This window comes from Pedococcus sp. P2_E5 (genome assembly GCF_056403895.1).
Map to the genome: position 1 here is coordinate 43,232 of NZ_JBFUEP010000013.1, position 21,350 is coordinate 64,581.

Below are 21,350 nucleotides of genomic sequence, written 5' to 3' on the forward strand. Positions count from 1 at the left end.
GCTCGGGTCGCGCCGGAGGAGGGAGCTCGGAATGTCGACCGATGAGACCAGGCAGGTCCTGAGCGCCTACTTCGACGCACTGGAGACCGGTCACTTCAGGGCCTTCTTCACCGACGACGTGACGTGGACGACGATCCAGGACGACGCCGAGGTGAGCGGCGCCCAAGCAGTCGAGCAGGCCATCAACGGCCTGCACGCTCGCATGTCGGATCTGAGGACCCGTCAACTCGCGGTCGCCGACGGCGTTGCCTACATCGAGGGGTCCTGTGCTGGCGGGGGCGACGGGGCCCGGATCCCCTACTGCGTTGCCTATGACTTCGAGGGTGACCGCATCGTCGCCATGCGCGCCTACGGTGACATAGCCCAGTTCATGCCTACATCCGAGTAGAGGCACTCGGGCGCTGGGCCTGGCGCGTCTCCTGACCGTGGTCGGACGACCGACAGCGTGGTCATCGCGCACCGAAGGGGCTGTGCCGAGACACCGACCAGGCACAGCCCCTCTCGCCGGTGCTGCCTACCTCCGGGCGAACATGGCGTCCTGGGCGTACCCGTCGTGCGGGAGCCCTGTGTAGGCGTCGATCTGGGGCGAGGTGGCCAACCGGTTCAAGCCGGTCCAGACCACGTTGACGCGGTCGTCGGAGCCGACCACGAGACCGGTGTAGTCGCCGTCGAACACGTTGCAGTCCTTGCCGGTCGCATCCGTGACCGGCGGGTCGGTGTAGCCGTCCGGGCCGCAGACTCGGGGCCAGGCGCTCGGTGGCACGTACTGCCCTGCCCAGTGCGTCACCGAGATGTCGACCTGCTCCGTGGGCTGACGCCCAGCACCGTTGGGCACGAGCACCTCGCGGCCGGTGACCACAGCGGGCCCACCGGCGGACGTCCGTGGCGCGACGGTGAGCAACACGTGGTTGAACGTGTCGTCGCGGTCAGCGCCGGGGTCGGCGATGTTCTCGTTGGAGTCGTAGGCCACGGCGAGGGAGCCATCGGAGCGGAAGTCCGCCCAGGGGAACCACTGGTCGCCCGCGGAACCGTCGAGGGTGATACGTGGCGTCCACGAGGCCCCGCCGTTCCAGCTCTCGGCCAGGTAGATGTTCGTGTCGGTCACAGCACCGCACGGGTTGTAGTCCGGCGCCTCACCCGGGACGTCGTTCAGACAGCTGGCCGGGGCGTTGTCGTGCACGCCGGCGGCGTTGTCGTTGTAGACGACGGCCCAGTGCTGCGCGTTCGTCGGGTCGGCGGTGATGGTGCCCGGAGACTGCCACCGGATCTGGTGGCCCGTCACGGTCTGTCGCCCGATGACGCTCCACGGGGTGTCGGCCGCACCGTCCTCGAGGGGGGCGATGACGACCGGGGCGCTGAAGGTGGCGCCGCCGTTGGTGGACTTCACCGCGAGCAAGGTCTGCTCGTACTCGCCGGCCGTCTCCCACGCCGCGTCGATGTTGCCAGTGGCGAAGTGCACGACGAGGTCACCGTTCGGTGCCACCTCCGGGATCGGGAAGCTGTCCTCGTCACACTCACCCGCCGGTCCAGCGCTCTGCGCGCTGCAGAGTGGGTTGCTACCCGAGATCTCCTTCGGGTCCGACCAGGTCTGGCCACCGTCGTCGGAGGAGGCGAAGTAGACGGGCGACTCGTCGTACGAGCCGTGGAGCCCGTTGAGGTACCGCGCCGCCACGAGATAGGCGCGCCCGTAGTGCGGGGAGGCCGGGTAGTTGTCGACGGTCAGCCACTCCTTGTCGAAGAACAGGGCGCTGTTCGCCGGGCCGATGCCTGTTCCCTTGCCCTTCATCACGGTCACGGGCTCGTTCCACGTGATCCCTCCGTCGGAGGACCAGCTGACGGAGACGTCACCCTGGGACACGTAGGGGCCGCCCTGGCCACCGGTGTTCTCCAGCTGCGCCATCATCGCCCACCCAGTCGCGGCGGTGCTGCCGGACAGCTTGCCGTCGAAGGCCGGCGACGGGTCTCCAGCACCGTTGCCGCTGCGGAGCGGGACCTGACCGTCCACCCACGTCGCCCCTGCATTCATCGACGTGAAGAACCCGGTCGGCACCAGTGCCTGCCGCACACCGGTGGAGTTGTTGAACCGGTAGAAGTAGTCGTTGGATCCCGCGAGGAGGTGCGTCGGCACCTTGGGGTTCACCGCGATCGCGAGCTCGTTGTCCGGGTTGAAGTCCTGCCGGTAGGGCTCGGTGTCGTTGCACGAGATGTCCATGGCACCAGCCGGCGAGCCGTACGCGGCCCCGGCTGCGACGTTGCAGCGGTACTGCTCGATGGCGACCTTGCTGAACTGCCCGCTGCCTCCCGTCGTGCTCCCGCCGTCACCCGGATCGAGCACCGGGCGGACGACCATGCGGAAGGTGGAGAATGGCCGATCCCGCGCCTCCGCGGGGGCCACGTTGACCAGGGCTACCGTCGCGACGACGGCGACACCGGCCAGGAGAGTTCTGGACGCCATGACGCCTCCCAACGCGCACCCGGTCGGGCCTGCCATGCCGTCGGTGTACGGATGCGCACACCCGCCATCGTCTTCCCAGTTACCCGCGACCACTTCCACCAAAAGGCGCAGTCAGCCTCAAACCGCCCGTGGCGCATGCAGAGACAGGCTTCCGTTGGTGACTGCAACGATCACACGACGAGGGCAGGCTTCGGGCGACCCACGGCGTTCATCAGAGCGGCTCGGAGAGGACGAACTGCTGGATGGCCACGGAGGCGGCGCCTCGGGCCCAGAGGTCGGAGTCGTAGGGCTGGATGACGAGGTCGACAGGGTCGGCGTTCGGGTCCCTGTCGCGCTGTATGCCCTCCGTCAGTGCCGTCCGACCGGCGACCGCGAGCTCGATTCCCTCGCCAGACAGGAAGATCCTTTGGCACATCGTCAGGTTGGCCACGGCTGAGACCAGCCGTCCCAGCGCCCTCGCGGAGGCGTTCACGATGGCTGCCGCTGCGGGGTCGCCGACGTGGGCCAGCTGCATCACCTCGTCGTAGGTCACGTCCCGCCGAAGGGCCAGCGCAGCCTGCGCCGTGACGCCGGTCAGGCTGAGCATCGTGTCCGCGCAACCGCGGTGGCCGTCGGCGCACCATGGTCCGTCCGGATCCACGGGGAAGTGACCGACCAGCCCGACTCCGGCATCGGGGCTCGTGACGAGGCGTCGGTGCATGACGAGGCCGTACCCCACGCCTGCACCGATGGTGATGATGGCGAAACTGTCCACGTCGCGACCGTCGCCGAACCACTGTTCCGCCACGGTGAGCGCCACGAGGTCGTTCTCGATGACGGTGGGGAGGCCGAGGCGCTCGGTGGCGAGATCCGCCAAGGGCACGTCCGTCCAGTGCAGGAAGGGCGCTCTCGTCACCCGCCGGTGGTCGGGGGTGCTCCCGCCGAGGGAGATGCCCAGGCCGCTGATGTCGTGGGTCGCACCAAGTCGTGGGAGCAGGTCGTGGATGATGTCCATGACTTCGGCTGGATCCTGTGATGGCAGGGGTGCGTCGGCGGCGGCCTGGATCTCGGCTCGAAAGTTGGTGCGGACTGCGTGGATCGTGTCGCCGGCAAGCTTGACGCCGATGAAGGAGTGCGCTCCCGCAGCGATGTCGAGGGGTCGCGCAGGCCGGCCCAGCCGTCCCGAGACGGGCTCGTCGGCCGGGACGAGCAGCCCGCGTTCCACGAGGGGTGCACTGAGCCGCGTGAGGGTCGGTGCTGACACGCCGAGCCGGTCGGCCAGCTCCCGCCGTGAGATTGGGCCGTGGATGAGCACGGTGAGCGCCAGGTCCCGGGCCAGGCCGTCGAGCGCGCCACTACCGGCGGCGCCCGTCCAGAGCCCGTCGGTGACTGCCATGTCGCTCCCCTCTCCGCCCGTGGCCTTCATTTCAGGATGATGTTAATGCAGCGAGTCAAGTGCCCCGCAAGTGCCTATTGACACCAACTAAGTTCCGTGGTGAAAATAATACCGGATGGCGCCCCGCCCTCCGTCCCGCCCCTGCTCATGTCTCAACGAGGAGTCATACGCATGCCTGCATCCCCCGTCTGCGTGGCCGTCGCCGGACTCGCGGTGCTTGGCCTGGCGGCCTGCGCCAACGGTCCTTCGTCCGACGCAGCCACGAACCGCAAGGTGACCATCACGTACTGGCACGCTCTCAGTGCCGACAGCCCCGAGGTGAACACCCTCAACACCGTGGTGATCCCCGGCTTCGAGAAGACGCACCCCAACATCACCATCAAGTCCGTCGCCTTCCCGTACGACCAGCTGCACCAGAAGCTGCTGACCTCCACGGCCGGTGGCACCCTGCCCTGCCTGGTGCGCAGCGACATCATCTGGGTCCCCGAGCTCGCCCAGCTGGGCGCCATCACCGCCCTCGACGGGGTGATGAAGGACTACGACAGCATCGCCGCCAAGACCTACCCCGGCGCCCTCGCCACCAACGTCTGGAAGGGCAAGCACTACGGCCTGCCCCTGGACACCAACACTCGGGTCCTGATGTACAACGAGGCCACACTCAAGAAGGCAGGGTTCAACAGCGCGCCGAAGACGTTCGACGACCTGCGCGCCGTCGCTGCCAAGCTCAAGGGGACCAAGGACGTCGCCTTTGCGGACAACGGCACCAGCGGGTGGAACCTGTTCCCCTGGATCTGGTCCGCGGGAGGCTCGGTCACGGACAAGGACATGACCAAGGCGACCGGCTACCTCAACTCGCCGCAGTCCGTGGCCGGCGTGCAGCTGCTCGCCGACCTCCACAAGGAGGGCCAGCTGCCCGACATCATCCTGGGCGCCAAGGGTGGGGTCGAGACCTCGGTCGGGCTGCCCAAGGGCCAGTACGCCAGCATCCTCGACGGGCCATGGATGTTCCCGATCTTCCAGAAGCAGAACCCCGACTTCGCCCTCAAGACCGCGCTCGTCCCGGCGGGTCCGGGTGGATCGGTGTCGGTGGTCGGCGGCGAGGACCTCGTCATGACCTCCAGCTGCGACCACCAGCCACAGGCCGCCGACTTCGCTCGCTATCTGCTGGGTGCGGACGCGCAGACCGCGATGGCCAAGGTGGGCCAGATGCCAGTGCTCACCGACCTCGGCAGCAAGCTGACCGACATCCAGCCCTACTACGCCATCTTCGCCGAGCAGCTCAAGACGGCACAGCCGCGACTGCCGCACCCGCAGTACCCCAAGATCGAGGCGATCATCTCGACGGAGGTGCAGAAGGCCCTCAAGGGCAAGCAGACCGTGCAGCAGGCGCTCGACAATGCTGCCAAGCAGATCGATCCCCTGCTCGCGGGATGACGACTGCCCCAGCCACCCAGGCCCGTCCGCGCCGCTCCCCCCAGGGGCGCGGACGGGACTGGGGCACGGCATACCTCTTCCTGGCCCCCGGCCTGCTGCTCTTCGCGGCCCTCATCGCATACCCGGTCTTCCTGGCACTGCGGATCAGCTTCTTCGACTGGAAAGTGGTCAAGGGTGCGGTCAGTCCGTTCGTCGGCCTCGACCAGTACGTCCGGGCGCTACACGACCCGATCCTGGGCAAGGCGACCGTCAACACCGTCTTCTACCTCGTCGCAACGGTTCCTGCGCAGATGGTGATCGGCATGCTCCTGGCCCTGCTGCTCAACAACGCGATCCGTGGCCGGGTGGTGTTCCGCGCGCTGTACTACCTCCCGGTCATCACCAGCTGGGTCGTCGTGTCCCTCGTCTTCGAGTACCTCTTCAACACCCAGGCCGGCTTCGTCAACCACGTGCTGGTGGACTGGCTGCACCTCACCACACAGCCGGTCGACTGGCTGGGCGGACGGTGGTCGGCGATGATCACGCTCAGCCTGCTTGGCATCTGGAAGGGCGTCGGGTGGTCGATGCTCATCTTCCTGGCGGCCCTCCAGGCGGTGCCTCGCGAGCTCCTCGACTCCGCAGCGGTCGACGGTGCCGGGCCGGTGCGCCAGTTCTTCAGCGTCATCCTCCCCCTGCTCCGTCCGGTCGTCGCGTTCGTCACCGTGATGCTCGTGATCGGCGGGTTCAACGTCTTCATCTCGGTCTTCGTCATGACAGGCGGAGGGCCGGCCAACGACACCGAGGTGGTCCTGAGCTACATGTACAAGCAGGCGTTCACCTTCCTCGACTTCGGCTACGGCTCCGCGATCGCCTACCTGCTCGCCCTGGTGATCTTCGCCCTGTCCTTCGCACAGATGCGCCTGTTCCACTACGACCAGGAGGTGGGCGCGTGACCGCCGCCGCAGTCCCGTCGCTGCGTCGCCGACCCGTCCCATGGGCACGGTATGCCGTGCTGTCAGCGGGTGCGCTGGTCACCTGCGTGCCGTTCCTGATGATGGTATCGACGTCCTTCAAGAAGCAGACGTACGTGCTCGAGGTGCCTCCCAAGCTGCTGCCCCGCGACCCCACCCTCGCGAACTACCAGCAGGCTTGGGCCTCAACGGGATTCGCGACGTACTTCCTCAACAGCGTCCTGGTCGCCGTGGCCACCGTCAGCGGCGTGCTGCTGCTCGGCGCGATGATGGCGTACGCGTTCGCGCGCTTCGAGTTCCCGGGCAAGCGCCCGATCTTCCTCACCCTGATCGCGACCCTGATGATCCCCGGGATGATGCTGATCATCCCGCAGTACCTCGTGGCCAAGGACCTGCACGTGCTGGACTCCCGGTTCGGCCTGGTGCTCTTTTACGTCGCCGGCCAGCTGGCGTTCACGACCTTCCTGCTCCGCGGGTTCATCGTGACGATTCCGCGCGACCTCGACGAGGCCATGCTCATCGACGGCGCGGGCCCGTTCCGCATCTTCTGGAGCCTCATCCTCCCGCTCTGCCGTCCCGCCCTGGCCACCGCCGGCATCTTCTCCTTCCTCGGCGCCTGGGACGAGTTCGTGTGGGCGGTCACCGTCATCGACTCGCCGGAGAAGCGCACCCTGCCCATCGCCATTGCCCTCTTCCAGGGGCAGCACTCCACGTCATGGGGGCTGGTCTTTGCCGCCTCCGTGATCGCCGTAGTCCCCGTGATCACCGTGTTCGCCATCTTCCAGCGACAGTTCGTCGCTGGCGTCCAGGCAGGAGCCGTCAAAGGATGACCGTCACCACCCCATCGATCCGCACAGCGCTGATCGATCACTCCCTCTCCGTTCTCACCGGAGGCCAGGCAGCGAGCGGCGCATTCGTCGCCAGCCCGACCTACGACACGTACCGGTTCGCCTGGCTGCGCGACGGGAGCTTCTGCGCCGATGCCCTCGACAGACTCGGCGACCACCGGGCCGCCGAGCGGTTCCACCGGTGGGTGTGCGGCACGGTCCTCGGCATGCGCGATCGGGTCGAGGTCGCCATCACAGCCGCGACGAACGGCGACGTCGCCGCCATGCTGCCGACCCGGTTTGAGCTCGACGGCGCCGAGGAGTCCGGAGAGGAGGAGTGGCCCAACTTCCAGCTCGACGGCTACGGCACGTGGTTGTGGGCGTTCGCCGATCATCTGAGCAGACAGGGTCGCGACCCTCGGTCCGACGAGCGAGAGGCGGTCGAGCTCGTCGCCCGCTATCTCGCTGCCGCCCGAGACCGGTCGTGCTACGACTGCTGGGAGGAGTCCGTCGAGCACCGCCACGCGGCCACAGTTGCTGCGTGCTCTGCGGGACTCGGCGCTGCAGCCAAGATCCTCGGCGATGAGGTCTTCGAGGACGCCGCGCGTTCTCTCAAAGAGATCTTGCTGCACGACTTCCGGTCCGATGGCACCTTCGTCAAGTACGCCGGAACGAGCGCTGTCGACGCCTCGCTGTTGTGGCTGGCCCTGCCGTTCGGGGTGGTGAAGTCGGACGACCCCACCTTCGTCCGCACGGTGGAACGGGTCCAGGCCGAGCTGCAGGTTCCTGGCGGTGGAGTCCGCCGCTACCTCGGCGACACGTTCTACGGCGGCGGTGAATGGGTGCTCCTCACCGCGTGGCTCGGGTGGGCGCTCAATGAGCTCGGCCGCCGGGACGAAGCGATCGCTTGCCTGGAGTGGATCGAGTCCGCGGCCACCCCTTCGCTGGACCTGCCCGAGCAGGTCGACGACCACCCGCAGGGTCTCGGCCACGTGGCCGAATGGGTCGACCGATGGGGCCCGGTCGCGACCCCCCTCCTGTGGTCGCACGCCATGTACCTCGTCCTGGTCGACGAGCTGGGCCTGCTCGACGAGCGAGGGCTGTGATGACCACCGTCCTCGACGTCCGGCCGGAACGCTCGGACGCAGGCCTCGGTGACGAGGTCGTCCTGCTCGTCGACTCCCGCGCCGGCGGTGGGCAGCTCGAGGTGACTCACTTGGGCGATCCCGTGCTGTCACGCTGGGTGGAGCTCGTCGACGGAAGGACGCGGCTGCCCCTCGGCAGGTTCGACGCCGGGTCCTACGCCGTCACGCTGGAGGTGGACGGCCAAGCCGTGCACACGGCATACGACGTGCTCCTCGAACGGTGCGCGCGCCCGCGGTACGGCTTCGTCACTGACTTCAACCCAGGCCGCGACAATGCTGCCGAGGTGGCCGATTCGCTGCGCTCGTTCCACATCACGCACGTGCAGTTCTACGACTGGATGTACCGCCACGCCCAGCTGCTGCCACCGGAGGACGTCTTCACCGACACCCTCGGCCGCGAGCTGTCGCTCGCCGTCGTCCGCGACTTCGTCGACGCCGTGCACGGTGTGGGCGCCGAGGCGCTGGCCTATGCCGCGGTCTATGCCGCGGGCAAGGAGTATGCCGCCGAGCACCTCGAGGAGGTGATCAACCACCCCGACGGAACTCCTTGGATGCTCGGGGACTTCCTGTGGAACACGGACCTCACCCCGGGCTCATCCTGGTCGAGGCACATCGTCGAGGAAATGGGGCGCGCGGTCCAGGCGGTCGGTTTCGACGGCCTGCACCTAGATCAGTACGGCGACCCCAAGCTCGCCACGACAGCCAGCGGTGGGCTCCTCGACCTGGCCGAGGCGTTCCCCCGCTTCATCGACGCCGTCCGTCGTCGCCTGCCCGATGCCACGCTGATCTTCAACAACGTCAACAACTTCCCCACGCGCACCACTGTCCGGGCCGCGCAGGACGCCACCTACATCGAGGTCTGGTCCCCGCACGACGACCACGCCGACCTCGTGGAGCTGGTCCGTGGGGCCCGCTCCCTCGCGCCCAACCGTCCGGTCATCCTCGCCGCCTACCTGGAGCCGTTCGCGGAGGCCTGCGGGCCGGCGGAGGTCGCGGCCGCCAAGCTCGCGCTGGCCACCACCTGGGCGGAGGGCGGGCAGTACCTCCTCTTCGGGGAGCAGTCAGGTGTCCTCGTGCACCCCTACTACCCGAACTACGGGACGCTCGACGAGTCGGCGGCTCGCCAGCTGCGCACCTTCGCCGACTTCGCCGTCGCCAACGGCGACCTGCTCTTCGACCCAGATCTCCTCGAGGCGACGACCCACCTCGTCGGTGGGATCAACGGCGACGTCGAAGTCGCCGGAGTGCCGGTCTCCCTGCGCCCCACGGCGGGCGCGGTCTGGGTGCGTGCTTCGACGCAGGGCCGCAGACTGGTTCTCCAGTTCATCGACTTCACCGGTCAGAGCGACAGCCGGTGGAACGTGGCGAGGCAGGAAACGCAGCCCACGATCGGCTTGAGGCTGACCCTTCGCGTGGCGTCCGAGTCCGTGCGCGTGAGGTTCGGCCACCCCGCGTCGGGGCCGGGACTGCACGACGTGGACACGCAGGGAGGCGGCGAGCACGTCACCGTCGAGGTGCCGACCTTCGACACCTGGGGCGTCCTGGTCATCGACCGCTGATCGGTGTCCCAGTGACACGGACCGCCAACCCGGTCCACCATGGAATCCCCTACTGAAGCGGGTGCATGAGGAGGAATCAGTGCTGTTCCACATCACGCAGGTTCACAGTCCTGAGCTTTGCCCTAGAGACGAGGGCGGCTCCAACTCGCTGTATGACGCCAGTGTCGAGGGGGTCACGCTGATCGGTCGCTACGGCGCGAACGCCCAACACACGCTCTTCCTGGTCGTCGAGGCCGAGGACGTCAATGCAGTCCACAAGTTCCTCTGGCCCGGCTTCAAGCGCTGCACCAGCACGATCACACCGGTGAGCGAGGTCCCAGTCCCCAAGGCGTGACCGACACCTTCACGAAGGTCCCCCGAACGAGAAGCGCGTTCGGGGGACCTTCGTCGTGTCTGAGCCGGCGCGACCTTCATTCGCGAGCTGTTCCCTCCAAACTCACCCGTCTGGTTCCAACTACCCGAAAACCCAACGAGGGGGCATGAATGCTGCTCTACTGCGCAAGCCCGACTTGACCGATATTTGACAGAAAGTTTGCACATTTCATGAACTCCCTGCGCTATCGCCTGCTTGCCGCCGGCGTAACGGTCAGCACCATCACGGCCGCGGCCGTCATCGCAGCCGCTCCGTCCATGGCAGCCACCACTGACACGGCCGTGACCTTCGGCGCCACGGGGACCGTTCAAACGTGGACCGTGCCCGCAGGTGTCACGCAGCTCTACGTCGACATCAGCGGTGCCCAGGGCGGCGCGGCATACGGCGGGGGCTGGGGCGGAGCCGAGCTGACCGGCACGATCTCCGTGACCCCGGGCGAAACGCTCCGCATCATCGCCGGCAGCATGGGCCGCGACGGCGTGAGGTTCGGTGCCGGGGCCGGCGGTGGCGGCGGGTCATTCATCTACCGGACCGCGGACCAGAGCGGCATCCTGGCGGCGGCGGGCGGCGGCGGAGGCGCGGGATCGAACGTGTTCCCATCGGAAGCCAGCACCGGCACCTCCGGCACGCCTGGTCTCAACGGCGGTGGCGCGGGAGGCACCGACGGTAATGGCGGCGGTGCCGGTACCGCCGGCGGTGGCGGCGGCCTTCTCACCAACGGTGGTAGTGCCCAGGGCGGAGGCGGCCAGTCCGTCGCGAATGGCGCGTCCGGCGGCTCAGGCAGCTATGGAGTCGGCGGCTTCGGCGGTGGCGGCGGGACGACTGGGTTCGCAGGCGCCGGCGGTGGTGGTTACAGCGGCGGCGGTGGCGGCAGGTACAACGGCAACAACGGCGGCGGTGGCGGTGGAGGTTCCTACTTCGCCGGCACGCTGACCGGCGCAGTCTCCGGCCATGGCGGCCCCGGCATCGTCACGTTGTCCTACCCAGCACATCTCACCTCGATCGCGCCTGCGGCCGGGGTGCCCGGTACTTCGGTGACCATCGATGGCACCGGCCTCGCGGGAGCGACCGTGACCATCGGTGGATTCGCCGCGACAGTGACGTCCTCGACCGACGCCCAGGTGGTGGCCACTGTTCCCGCGCCGCCGACGCGCCCCAACGGAGTGCAGACGGTGAACGTGTCCACAGCAGGCGGAGTCACCCTCCCCGCTGTCGGAGCCTTCACCTATCTGTCAGCCGCCCCGCTGTTCACCGCGGCAGGCGCACCCACCACCGGCACCGTGGGGGCGCCGTACTCGTACACGTTCGCCGCGTCCGGATACCCCAGCCCCACCTTCACCGTGTCCTCCGGAACGCTGCCGGCAGGGCTCGCCCTGACCAGCGCCGGAGTGCTCTCCGGCACCCCGACCAGCAGTGGAATCTCCACCTTCACGGTCACCGCGAGCAACGGCGCTTCCCCCGACGCGATCAGCAACCTCCAGACGATCACGGTCGGCCAGGCTGCTCAGGCCATCACGTTCACCAGCGCAGCCCCCAGCGCTGCCGTGATGGGAGACACCTACACGGTCGCGGCCACCGGCGGCGCATCGGCGAACAGCGTGACGTTCTCCATCGATGCCGCTAGCGCCTCCACGTGCTCGATCAGCGGTTCGACCGTCACCTTCGACCACGCCGGCACCTGCGTCGTGGACGCCGACCAGGCCGGCAACGCCGACTACCTCGACGCTCCCCAGGCCCAGCAGACCGTCGCCGTCGGCGTCGTCGCCCAGGCCATCACCTTCGCCCCGCTCACCTCCCCGGCGACCGTGGGGGACACGCAGACCCTCACCGCGGTCGGGGGCGCGTCGGGCAACCCGGCCACCTTCGCCGTCGCACCCACCACGACCGGCTCGGCCTGCTCGATCACCGGGACGACCCTGTCGTTCGACCACGCCGGCAGCTGTGTCGTCGTCGCCGACCAGGCTGGCAATGCCGACTACGCCGCCGCCCCGGAGGTGAGCCAGACCGTGACCGTCGCGCTCGCGCCGACCTCGGTGTCCGTCACCCTCAGCCCGGCCGTGTCGGTCTTCGGCCAGCCCGCAACCGCAACCGCAACCGTTGGCGGAGGCCAGGCTGGGAACATCCAGTTCTCCGTCGACGGCACGGACCTCGGCGCACCCGTCACCGTGAGCAACGGCCAGGCGACCAGCCCCGCGCTGGGGACCCTCACGCCTGGCGCACACCAGGTCGGGGCGGTCTTCGCACCCCTCGAGGCGACGAAGTACGCACCCTCCAGCGCAACGCCTCAGACACTGGTCGTCGACCAGGCTGCGACGACACCGACCATCACCGCGCGGGCCGACAGCATCACGGCCAGCGTCGCCCCTGTGGCACCGGGCTCGGGTATGCCGAGCGGCACCGTCACGTTCAGCGTCGACGGCACACCGGTCGGGACTGCGACGCTCGCCGCGGGAGTCGCGACGCTGAGCTACTCCCTCCCGACCGACAAGGCCGACGAGGTTGCCGTGCAGTACCAGGGCGACTCCAACTTCCTGGCCTCGTCCGCTTCCACGACCCGACACAACCCGACCATCACGGCGACGCTCACCAGCGCCAACCCCAAGAGCAGGAGCGGTTGGTACCGCAGCGCAGTCACGGTGAGCTTCACCTGCACCCCGAACGGCGCCGCACTGGTAGCCGGCTGCCCGCAACCGGTCACGCTCAGCACGAACGGCGCGGCGCAGTCTGTCTCCCGGACGATCATGGCTGTCGACGGTGGCGCAGCAACCGTTTCGGTCACCGGCATCAACCTCGACCAGACTCGTCCGACGGTGGCGATCACCGGCGTCTCGACCAAGGCGCCGTACTTTGCGACCGCACCGGTCGGGCGCTGCAGCGCTCGCGACGGACTCTCGGGCGTCGCGTCCTGCACCATCAGCCGGCGCCTCAGCGGCACTAGTGCGGTATACACCGCGACCGCGACGGACAAGGCTGGCAACGTCTCGACGACCCGGCTCACCGCGCAGGTGAGCAAGTTCGTGATCCAGGGCGCGACCTTCAGCAAGGGCATGTACACCGTGCACGCGGGTCGCACCTACACGATGCTGGCATCCGCGACGAGTCGGCCGCGATATGTCGACGCGATGCCCTACCCCAAGGCGCCGCGCGGCTTGGACAACTGGTTCATCAAGACCGGCACGAACCGGTGGGCCCTCGGCGTGACCTTCAGCAAGGCGATGCTGCACCAGCGCTACTGGAACATCGGTATGCGAGTCGGCGGCCAGACCCAGGTGATCAAGGTCCAGGTCGTCCGCTAGCAGGCAAGGCCGGAGCGCTTCGGCCGCTCCAATACGAAGAGGACCCCGACGGAAGGTGTGTCGGGGTCCTCTTCGTATTGGAGCCGGTGACGAGAGCCGTCGCGCTCTGGGCTCGCTTCGCTCGCGGGCGGCGCTCCTCCCGATTCTCGGCGGACTTTCAAACCAAAGCAGAGAGGGACCCAGACGGAAAAGCGTGTCTGGGTCCCTCTCTGCTTTGAGCCGGTGACGAGAATCGAACTCGCGTGTCCAGCTTGGGAAGCTGGCGCTCTACCATTGAGCTACACCGGCACACGTCCCTCGCGAGCGACGTGAACACCGCCCGCAGGCGGTGCGGCAGGAAGTCTAACCGAACGCGCGCGCGAGACTGACGGCCGCCGGCATACCCCTCGCGTTAGTCTCTCCCCGTGCTGCTCAGCGACCGTGACATCAAGGCCGAGATCGACAACGGGCGAGTCGTCCTCGCCCCCTACGACCCGGACATGATCCAACCGAGCAGCATCGACGTGCGGCTGGACAAGTTCTTCCGGCTCTTCGACAACCACAAGTACCCCTTCATCGACCCCGCCGAGGACCAGCCCGACCTCACCCGCCTCGTCGAGGTCGAGCAGGGCGAGCCGTTCATCCTGCACCCCGGCGAGTTCGTCCTCGGCTCGATCTACGAGACGGTCACCCTCCCCGACGACGTAGCCGCCCGCGTCGAGGGCAAGTCCAGCCTCGGCCGGCTCGGGCTGCTGACCCACGCGACGGCTGGCTTCGTCGACCCCGGGTTCACCGGTCACGTCACGCTCGAGCTGAGCAACGTCGCCACCCTCCCGATCAAGCTGTGGCCGGGCATGAAGATCGGTCAGCTCTGCTTCTTCCGCCTGTCCAGCCCGGTCGAGAACCCTTACGGTTCAGCAAAGTACGGCTCCCACTACCAGGGCCAGCGCGGCCCCACCGCGAGCCGCTCGTTCAAGAACTTCCACGTCACCGACGTCTGAGACCACCCTCGGGTATGCCGCGGGCTCACCGCCGCGGCATACCTCGCTTGACGTGTGGTGCGGTCGACGCACCAGAGTGGGGGCATGACCGCTGACCTGAGAATCGCCCTGGGTGCAATGGAGTTCGGCACACGTATCGACGACGCCACCTCGTTCGCGCTGCTCGACCAGTTCGTCGACGGCGGTGGGGTGTGGATCGACACGGCCGACTGCTACGCGTTCTGGCTCAGCGACACCGGCGCCGGCGGGGACAGCGAGGCGCTCATCGGCCGCTGGCTCGCCGCGCGCCCCGGCATGCGCGACCGGGTCAGGATCGCCACGAAGGCGGGCTGCGAACCAGTCCGGGGTGGCGCGCCCGGCGCCACGACCGGACTGTCCAAGGCGGCGATCGACACCCAGTTCGAGGCGTCCCTGCGCCGACTGGGGCTCGACAGCGTCGACCTCTTCTTCGCCCACCGAGACGACCGCGAGGTGRGCGTCGAGCAGGTGGCCGAGACGCTGGGCCAGCACGCGGCGGAGGGTCGGATCGGGCGTGTCGGGCTGTCGAACTGGCCGGTCTGGCGGGCCGAACGGGCTCGCGCCCACGCCGAGAGCCAGGGGCTGCCCGGCGCCGACACCCTCCAGCTGCGCTACTCCTACCTCCAGCCGCGCCCGATGGTCCGCAACCGCATCCACGACCACCGGATGGGCTGGATCACCGACGAGACGATCGACTACCTCGAGGCCAACCCGCAGTGGGAGGCGTGGGCGTACAGCCCGTTGATGCAGGGCTCCTACGACCGCGACGACCGTGAGCCGGAGGAGGCCTTCGACCACCTCGGCAGCGACCGTCGCAAGGCGGCCCTCGCCGAGGTCGCCGGTGACCTCGGGGTGTCCCGCAGCGCGGTGGTGCTGGCCTGGATGGTCGGCGGCGACCCCGCGATCCGCCCGATCGTCGCCACCAGCCGTGCCACGCAGCTCACCGAGGCGCTCGACGGGGCGCGCCTGACCCTGACCGACGACCAGCGAAGGGCCCTCGACGACGCCTGGTGAGCCGGCGGGGCGCGTCGGCGTCGGCCCACCATCCACTCGGCCGCCGGCTACGAAATACTGCGACCGTCCCACCGTGAGGAGAACCCGTGCGCGCCCCCCGACTGCTCTGGCCCATCGAGGTCGACCAGCCGCGCGCCGTCGTGCTCGTCCTGCACGGAGGCAAGTCGCGCAGCAACCGCCCGGTCCGCCCCTGGCAGGGGGCGGTGCTGCGGATGGCACCGTTCGCTCGTGCCGTCGGCGGGGCCGGCGAGGGAGCCATCGCCGTGGCCTCGATCCGGTATGCCGTGCGCGGCTGGAACGGGGACAAGGCCAGTCCGCTCGCGGACACCCGCCTCGCCCTCGAACAGATCGCCGCGAAGTACCCCGGCGTGCCGATCGGCCTGCTCGGGCACTCGATGGGCGGCCGCGTGGCCCTGCACCTCGCCGACGACGAGCGCATCACCGCCATCGTGGCCCTGGCTCCGTGGGTCGAAGCCAAGGACCGGGCCCGCTGGCACCGGGGTCTGCACGTGTTGTTCATGCACGGCACGCTCGACCGGATGACCTCGCCCCGAGCCTCCCGCGCGCTCGCGACGGCGATGGGAGCGCTCGGGGCCGACGTCACCTACGACGCGGTCAAGGGTGAGAGCCACGCCATGCTGCGCCAGGCCGCCCGGTGGCACCGCGAGTCCGCCGCCTTCCTCGCGACCCACCTGCTGGCCCGCGATGCCGTCGAGGAGAACCAGCCCTGCACGAGCGGTCCCGCCGAGGCCTAGCCGAACCCGGGCGGCAGCCGCAGGTGACTAGCGCTCCTCCGGCGTCGACACGGCATACCGCTCCACGATGTGCTCGGCCGTCGCGAGCTCGGGGGAGAGGTCGCGGTCCTCCACGCCCGACGGCAGGCTCTCGCACCGCGCGAACGCCGCTCCCAGCTCGCCCACCGGCACCACCCCGCGCATCCGCAGCGCCCGCACCGTGCACACGAGCTCGACGGCCAGCATCCGCCGGTAGGCCGCGGTGGCGTCGCCCAGCCGCAGCGCCGCCTGCCCTGCGAAGCTCGCGTCGTCCTCGATGCCGGCCGACACCCCCGCTGTCTGCACGCTCGACGGCGTCGAAGCCACCCCGCGGATCGTCGACAAGGCTGACGCCGCAACGTATTCCGCGATCAGCACCCCCGAGGACCCCATCGTCGCGTCCGAAAGGAAGAGCGGCAGGCCGCTGTCGGAGTCGGTGAGGGTGTGGCTGATCCGCGACTGCACGGCCTGGGCCGACCGCGTGAGGGCCAGCAGGGTCGTGTCAACCGCCAACACCAGGTATGCCGCGTGGAAGCCACCGTGGTGCGTCACCTCGGCGACGTCCCCCACGCCGGTGAAGAGAGGGTTCTCCGAGGCGGTGTTCGCTGCCGTCTCGACCACGGCCTTGAGGTCGAGGATCGTGTCGAGAACCGGTCCGTGCACCTGCGGCCAGGTGCGCAGGCCGAAGAAGTCCTGCAGGTGGGCGGGCTCGCCGGGCTGGTCCTCGAGCAGGTCACGCAGGACGCGGATCACCTCCTGGGCGCCCCGGAAGGGGGTCGCCGCTGCGGCTGTCTCGCTGACAGCCTCCGGATTTCCTTGCAGGGCAACGAAACTCAGCGCACAGACAGTGTCAGCAGCGCGCGCCAGGGCGTGGAGGGAGGCCGCATGGAGTCCCGTCTCGGCGATGGCGAACGCATTGGACGACATCAGCGGCAGGGCGTCGGCCGACGTGAGCTGCAGGTCGGCGCGGTGCTCGCCGCCGGAGCGCTCGCGCTCGCCGATGAGGGCGAGCCCCACCTCGGCGAGGGCCGTCAGGTCACCTGTCCCGAGCGAGCCGTAGCGGTGCACGATCGGCAGGTCCGCCTCCGGCGCGCCCACGAGGTCGGCCAGCGCCTGCGCCAGCAGGGGGTTGGCGCCCGAGCCGCCCGCGAGCAGCTGGTTGGCCCGCACGGCCAGCGCCGCCCGCACCACGGTCGACGGCATCTCCTCACCCCAGCCCGCCGCGTGCGACCGCAGCAGCCGCAGCCCGTGGTCGACCTCGGAGTCGGTGCTCTCGTCGCGCGCGGCCCCGACGCCCGTGGTGCGCCCGTAGACCGAGCGGCGCGAACTGACCTCTGCCGCATGGCGGTGCGAGCGCTCAGCCTTCTCCAGGGCGGCCGGATCGATCGATGCGGAGGCCCCTTGGGCAGCGCGCTCCAGCGCGTCGAGATCGAGGCTGTGGCCGTCGAGGTGCACCGGTTGCGTCACGCCGCCAAGTATCGCGGGTCGGTGACGGATGTCGGTGTCGGATGTCGGTGTGCTGGGTTAGGTTGATCCGCATGATCGCCTTCGACGGTGTCACGAAGAAGTTTCCGGACGGCACTGTCGCCGTCGACCACCTGAGCTTCGAGGCGCCCAGCGGCAAGATCACCGTGTTGGTCGGTCCTTCGGGCTGTGGCAAGACGACGTCCCTGCGCATGATCAACCGGATGATCCAGCCCTCCTCGGGCACGATCACGCTGGACGGCAAGGACACCGGGCGGATGAAGGAGTCCGAGCTGCGCCGCGGCATCGGCTACGTCATCCAGCACGCCGGCCTGTTCCCGCACCGCACCGTGCTCGACAACGTCTCGACCGTCCCGCGCCTGCTGGGCATGGACAAGACCGAGACCCGGAAGCGTTCGATGGAGCTCCTCGAGCGCGTCGGGCTCGACCCGGCGTTCGCCAGGCGCTACCCCGCCCAGCTGTCGGGTGGCCAGCAGCAACGCGTGGGGGTGGCCCGGGCGCTGGCGGCCGACCCGCCCGTGATGCTGATGGACGAGCCGTTCAGCGCCGTCGACCCGGTGGTGCGCGAGCAGCTCCAGGACGAGTTCCTGCGGCTGCAGGGCGACCTCGGCAAGACGATCATCTTCGTCACCCACGACATCGACGAGGCCATCAAGCTCGGTGACCAGGTGGCCGTGCTCAAGGTCGGGGGGCACCTCGCCCAGATCGCCGCACCGGCCTACCTCCTCTCCCACCCCGTGGACGACTTCGTGGCGGACTTCGTGGGACGCGACCGCGGCTACCGCGCGCTGTCCTTCCAGGCGACCCCTCGGCTGCCGCTGGCTGCGGAGCGCACCGTCGCCATGGGCGAGCGCGTCGAGGGCATCGACGCCGACTGGGTGCTCGTCGTCGACGACCAGAACCACCCGCTGGGCTGGGTCGAGCCGGCGCGCGTCAAGGGTGAGGTCCGCACCGAGCTGCTGCACCGCGGCGGCACCGTCGCGCGGGCGAGCGGGCCCCTGCGCGCCGCCCTCGACTCGGCTCTGTCCAGCCCGAGCCGCCGCGGCGTGATCGTCGACGACGCAGGCTCCCTGGTCGGCACCGTCAAGGCCCACGAGGTGCTGACCGCCATCGAGGAGACCAGCCGTCCCGAGCTGGCGGACCCCGGAAAGCCGGGTGCACCAGCCGCATGACCTGGTTCTTGGACCACCTCGGCGAGGTGCTGAGCCGCGGGCTCCAGCACGCCTACCTCTCCGGCGTGCCCCTGCTCCTGGGGCTGCTCATCGCGCTGCCGCTGGGGTGGTTGGCGAGACGGTACAAAGCCCTCTACGCGCCCTTCACCGCCGGTTTCGGACTGCTCTACACGATCCCCAGCCTGGCTCTCTTCGTGATGCTTCCGGGCTTCCTGGGCATCCCGATCCTCGACCCGCGCAACGTCCTGGTCGCCATGACCCTCTACACCGTGGCGCTCCTGGTGCGCACCGTCGCCGATGGCCTCGGGGCCGTGCCCGACCACGTCCAACAGGCTGCCACGGCCATGGGCTACACCCGGGTCAAGCGCTTCTTCGCCATCGAGCTTCCCCTCGCGGTCCCGGTCATCTCGGCCGGCCTGCGGGTGGCTGCGGTGAGCAACGTCAGCATCGTCAGCGTCGCCACCATCATCGGCGTCGACCAGCTGGGCATGTTCTTCAGTGACGGCTTCTACCGCGACTTCTACGACCCCCTCGTGGTCGGCATCGTGGCCTGCATCGTGCTGGCGCTGCTCTTCGACCTGGTGATCATCGTGCTGACCAGACTGTTCACGCCATGGGTCCGCGCCACAGGGGGCCGGGCATGATCAACAACCTGGTCAGCTGGCTCACGGACCCGGTCAACTGGTCCGGGCCCGACGGCATCCCGACCCGACTCCTCGAGCACGTCTGGTACTCCGCGCTGTCCTTGCTGGTTGCGGCCCTCATCGCCATCCCGCTCGGCCTCGTCATCGGTCACACCGGGCGAGGGCGCTTCTTCGTCGTCAACCTCGCCGGGGCCGCCCGGGCGATCCCGAGCCTGGGCCTCCTCTTCATCATGATCTTGTGGCTGTTCCCCAAGTTCCAGGGTGACTACCGCGACCTGGCCTTCATCGTCCCGAGTCTCATCGTTCTCGTGGTGCTCGCCATCCCGCCCATGATGGCTGGCGCCTACGCAGGGGTCGAGGGTGTCGATCCGGCCGCCCGCGATGCTGCCAAGGGCATGGGCATGACCGGTGCGCAGGTGCTGGCCAGGGTCGAGGTCCCCAACGCGCTTCCACTGATCTTCTCCGGTTTCCGATCGGCCACACTGCAGGTGATCGCGACAGCCACCCTGGCCGCCGTGGGCGGCACTGGCGGGCTGGGGCGCTTCCTGATCGACGGCCAGAAGATCCGCGACTACCCGCAGATGGCCGGAGGCGCGCTGCTGGTGGCCGTCCTCGCCCTCGTCGTCGACGGGTTGCTCGCCCTGGTCCAACGGTATGCCGTGTCGCCGGGGCTGACGGGTCGGGGCAGCGCGCGCCCGGCGGGAGGCTCCACGGTGTCCACGAAGCGATCAAATACCCCCCTCGATGTAGAGATTCAGGTGCCGCGGCGTACGGTGGATTCCCAGTCCAGTTGACCAACAGTAGGAGCGGTTTCGTGAAGTTCAGCAAGATCACCCTGACGATCGCCACGGCGGCCGCTCTGATGGCCACCGCCGCGTGCGGCAACTCCGGTGGCGACCCGCTCGCCACGACGAGCAGCAGCAGCTCCAGCGGGGCCGGGGCTGCCAGCACCATCAAGGTCGGCTCGGCCGACTTCCCCGAGAGTGCCCTGCTGGCCGAGATCTACGCCGGTGCCCTCGAGGCCAAGGGCATCAAGGTCGAGAAGAAGCTCAACATCGGCGCCCGCGAGGCCTACATCCCGGCCCTCCAGGACGGGTCGATCGACCTCATCCCTGAGTACACCGGTGTGCTGCGCGACTACTTCAAGAAGGGCCAGACCGGCACCGACGCCGAGGCCGTCTACACCGAGCTCAAGGCGTCGGTCCCGGCCACGCTGACCGTGCTCGACAAGTCCGCGGCCGAGGACAAGGACGCGCTGGTGATGAAGAAGTCCCGCGCCGACGAGCTGGGCGTGAAGTCGATCGCCGACCTCGCCGGCAAGGCCAGCACCCTCACCGTCGGTGGCCCGCCGGAGTGGAAGACCCGCGACACCGGCATCCCCGGCTTCAAGAAGATCTACGGCCTGGAGTTCAAGGCCTTCCGTCCGCTCGACGCCGGTGGCCCGCTCACGCTCGCCGCGCTGAAGAACGGCCAGATCGACGCCGGTGACCTGTTCACCACCGACCCGAGCATCGCGGCCAACGACCTGGTGGCGCTCGAGGACCCCAAGAACATGTACGCCGCCCAGAACGTCGTGCCGCTCATCACCAAGAGCAAGAGCAACGCGACCATCGAGGGAGCCCTCAACGCCGTGTCGGCCAAGCTCGACACCGCCACCCTGGCGGCCCTGCTCAAGGAGGTCGTCGTCGACAAGAAGGACGCCGACGTCGTGGCCAAGGAGTTCCTGAGCAAGAACAGCCTGAGCTGACGTTCGGGCGGGCCCGGCGCTGCCGGGCCCGCCTGGCACGTGCGGCACGGACGACTGAGCACGACCCGGCCTTTCGGCGTTACCCCTGGTCCGCCAATCCCAG

General features: G+C 68.9%; 18 protein-coding genes and 1 tRNA gene. 15 read left to right on the forward strand and 4 right to left on the reverse strand.

The window, feature by feature from the left end; genetic code table 11:
• The first annotated feature begins 31 nt into the window (after positions 1-31).
• Positions 32-388, forward strand: coding sequence for a nuclear transport factor 2 family protein (locus AC1DVZ_RS06130; RefSeq protein WP_477617292.1), 357 nt, complete (start codon positions 32-34; stop codon positions 386-388).
• A 126-nt stretch (positions 389-514) separates the two neighbouring features.
• Here the strand turns inward: AC1DVZ_RS06130 and AC1DVZ_RS06135 are convergent, their stop codons facing one another.
• Both AC1DVZ_RS06135 and AC1DVZ_RS06140 read right to left on the reverse strand, forming a co-directional pair.
• Positions 515-2,455 (reverse strand): sialidase family protein, encoded by a 1,941-nt coding sequence (locus AC1DVZ_RS06135; RefSeq protein WP_477617293.1) that lies wholly within the window; start codon positions 2,453-2,455, stop codon positions 515-517.
• A 211-nt stretch (positions 2,456-2,666) separates the two neighbouring features.
• The gene (locus AC1DVZ_RS06140; protein WP_477617294.1) at positions 2,667-3,830 is read right to left on the reverse strand and encodes an ROK family protein; all 1,164 of its coding nucleotides are present in this window, start codon (positions 3,828-3,830) and stop codon (positions 2,667-2,669) included.
• A 171-nt stretch (positions 3,831-4,001) separates the two neighbouring features.
• On the opposite strand from AC1DVZ_RS06140, the gene AC1DVZ_RS06145 reads away from it, so the two are divergent.
• The 7 genes from AC1DVZ_RS06145 to AC1DVZ_RS06175 all read left to right on the forward strand — a co-directional run bounded on the left by AC1DVZ_RS06145 (position 4,002) and on the right by AC1DVZ_RS06175 (position 13,414).
• Entirely contained in the window at positions 4,002-5,264 is a 1,263-nt protein-coding gene (locus AC1DVZ_RS06145; protein ID WP_477617295.1) for an extracellular solute-binding protein, read from the forward strand.
• On the forward strand, positions 5,261-6,196 hold the full coding sequence (locus AC1DVZ_RS06150; protein ID WP_477617296.1) for a carbohydrate ABC transporter permease: 936 nt from the start codon (positions 5,261-5,263) through the stop codon (positions 6,194-6,196). Before AC1DVZ_RS06145 ends, AC1DVZ_RS06150 begins: the two co-directional genes overlap by 4 nt.
• Positions 6,193-7,044, forward strand: coding sequence for a carbohydrate ABC transporter permease (locus tag AC1DVZ_RS06155; protein ID WP_477617297.1), 852 nt, complete (start codon positions 6,193-6,195; stop codon positions 7,042-7,044). The genes AC1DVZ_RS06150 and AC1DVZ_RS06155 overlap by 4 nt, the downstream gene beginning before the upstream one ends.
• Positions 7,041-8,147: a glycoside hydrolase family 15 protein gene (locus AC1DVZ_RS06160; RefSeq protein ID WP_477617298.1), complete on the forward strand. Its 1,107-nt coding sequence runs from the start codon at positions 7,041-7,043 to the stop codon at positions 8,145-8,147. Before AC1DVZ_RS06155 ends, AC1DVZ_RS06160 begins: the two co-directional genes overlap by 4 nt.
• Complete coding sequence (locus AC1DVZ_RS06165) at positions 8,147-9,745, forward strand: glycoside hydrolase family 66 protein (RefSeq protein WP_477617299.1); 1,599 nt, start codon at positions 8,147-8,149, stop codon at positions 9,743-9,745. Before AC1DVZ_RS06160 ends, AC1DVZ_RS06165 begins: the two co-directional genes overlap by 1 nt.
• Positions 9,746-9,824: 79 nt before the next feature.
• Positions 9,825-10,079, forward strand: a complete 255-nt coding sequence (locus tag AC1DVZ_RS06170; RefSeq protein WP_477617300.1) for a DUF3303 domain-containing protein — start codon at positions 9,825-9,827, stop codon at positions 10,077-10,079.
• A 209-nt stretch (positions 10,080-10,288) separates the two neighbouring features.
• Positions 10,289-13,414 carry a beta strand repeat-containing protein gene (locus tag AC1DVZ_RS06175; protein WP_477617301.1) on the forward strand — a complete coding sequence of 1,042 codons (3,126 nt, stop codon included), beginning with the start codon at positions 10,289-10,291 and terminating at the stop codon, positions 13,412-13,414.
• 217 nt (positions 13,415-13,631) lie between these two features.
• On the opposite strand, the gene AC1DVZ_RS06180 is transcribed toward AC1DVZ_RS06175, so the two are convergent.
• A tRNA-Gly gene (locus tag AC1DVZ_RS06180) sits at positions 13,632-13,702 on the reverse strand.
• A gap of 116 nt (positions 13,703-13,818) precedes the next feature.
• Between AC1DVZ_RS06180 and dcd the strand changes: the two genes are divergently transcribed.
• The 3 genes from dcd (at position 13,819) to AC1DVZ_RS06195 (ending at position 16,181) form a co-directional block, all read left to right on the forward strand.
• Positions 13,819-14,394: a dCTP deaminase gene (gene dcd, locus AC1DVZ_RS06185; RefSeq protein ID WP_477617302.1), complete on the forward strand. Its 576-nt coding sequence runs from the start codon at positions 13,819-13,821 to the stop codon at positions 14,392-14,394.
• Positions 14,395-14,478: 84 nt separating this feature from the next.
• The gene (locus AC1DVZ_RS06190; protein WP_477617303.1) at positions 14,479-15,426 is read left to right on the forward strand and encodes an aldo/keto reductase; all 948 of its coding nucleotides are present in this window, start codon (positions 14,479-14,481) and stop codon (positions 15,424-15,426) included.
• 86 nt (positions 15,427-15,512) lie between these two features.
• Positions 15,513-16,181: an alpha/beta hydrolase gene (locus tag AC1DVZ_RS06195; RefSeq protein ID WP_477617304.1), complete on the forward strand. Its 669-nt coding sequence runs from the start codon at positions 15,513-15,515 to the stop codon at positions 16,179-16,181.
• A gap of 27 nt (positions 16,182-16,208) precedes the next feature.
• Here AC1DVZ_RS06195 and AC1DVZ_RS06200 read toward each other — a convergent pair whose 3' ends face one another.
• Positions 16,209-17,666 carry an aromatic amino acid ammonia-lyase gene (locus tag AC1DVZ_RS06200; protein ID WP_477617305.1) on the reverse strand — a complete coding sequence of 486 codons (1,458 nt, stop codon included), beginning with the start codon at positions 17,664-17,666 and terminating at the stop codon, positions 16,209-16,211.
• 71 nt (positions 17,667-17,737) lie between these two features.
• Between AC1DVZ_RS06200 and AC1DVZ_RS06205 the strand changes: the two genes are divergently transcribed.
• Genes AC1DVZ_RS06205 through AC1DVZ_RS06220 form a run of 4 tightly spaced genes read left to right on the forward strand, consistent with a single transcriptional unit; the run spans position 17,738 to position 21,247 of the window.
• Positions 17,738-18,856 carry an ABC transporter ATP-binding protein gene (locus tag AC1DVZ_RS06205; protein ID WP_477617306.1) on the forward strand — a complete coding sequence of 373 codons (1,119 nt, stop codon included), beginning with the start codon at positions 17,738-17,740 and terminating at the stop codon, positions 18,854-18,856.
• Positions 18,853-19,500, forward strand: coding sequence for an ABC transporter permease (locus tag AC1DVZ_RS06210; RefSeq protein WP_477617307.1), 648 nt, complete (start codon positions 18,853-18,855; stop codon positions 19,498-19,500). The genes AC1DVZ_RS06205 and AC1DVZ_RS06210 overlap by 4 nt, the downstream gene beginning before the upstream one ends.
• On the forward strand, positions 19,497-20,294 hold the full coding sequence (locus AC1DVZ_RS06215; RefSeq protein ID WP_477617308.1) for an ABC transporter permease: 798 nt from the start codon (positions 19,497-19,499) through the stop codon (positions 20,292-20,294). Before AC1DVZ_RS06210 ends, AC1DVZ_RS06215 begins: the two co-directional genes overlap by 4 nt.
• A gap of 20 nt (positions 20,295-20,314) precedes the next feature.
• The gene (locus AC1DVZ_RS06220) at positions 20,315-21,247 is read left to right on the forward strand and encodes an ABC transporter substrate-binding protein (protein WP_477617309.1); all 933 of its coding nucleotides are present in this window, start codon (positions 20,315-20,317) and stop codon (positions 21,245-21,247) included.
• Positions 21,248-21,350: the final 103 nt, after the last annotated feature.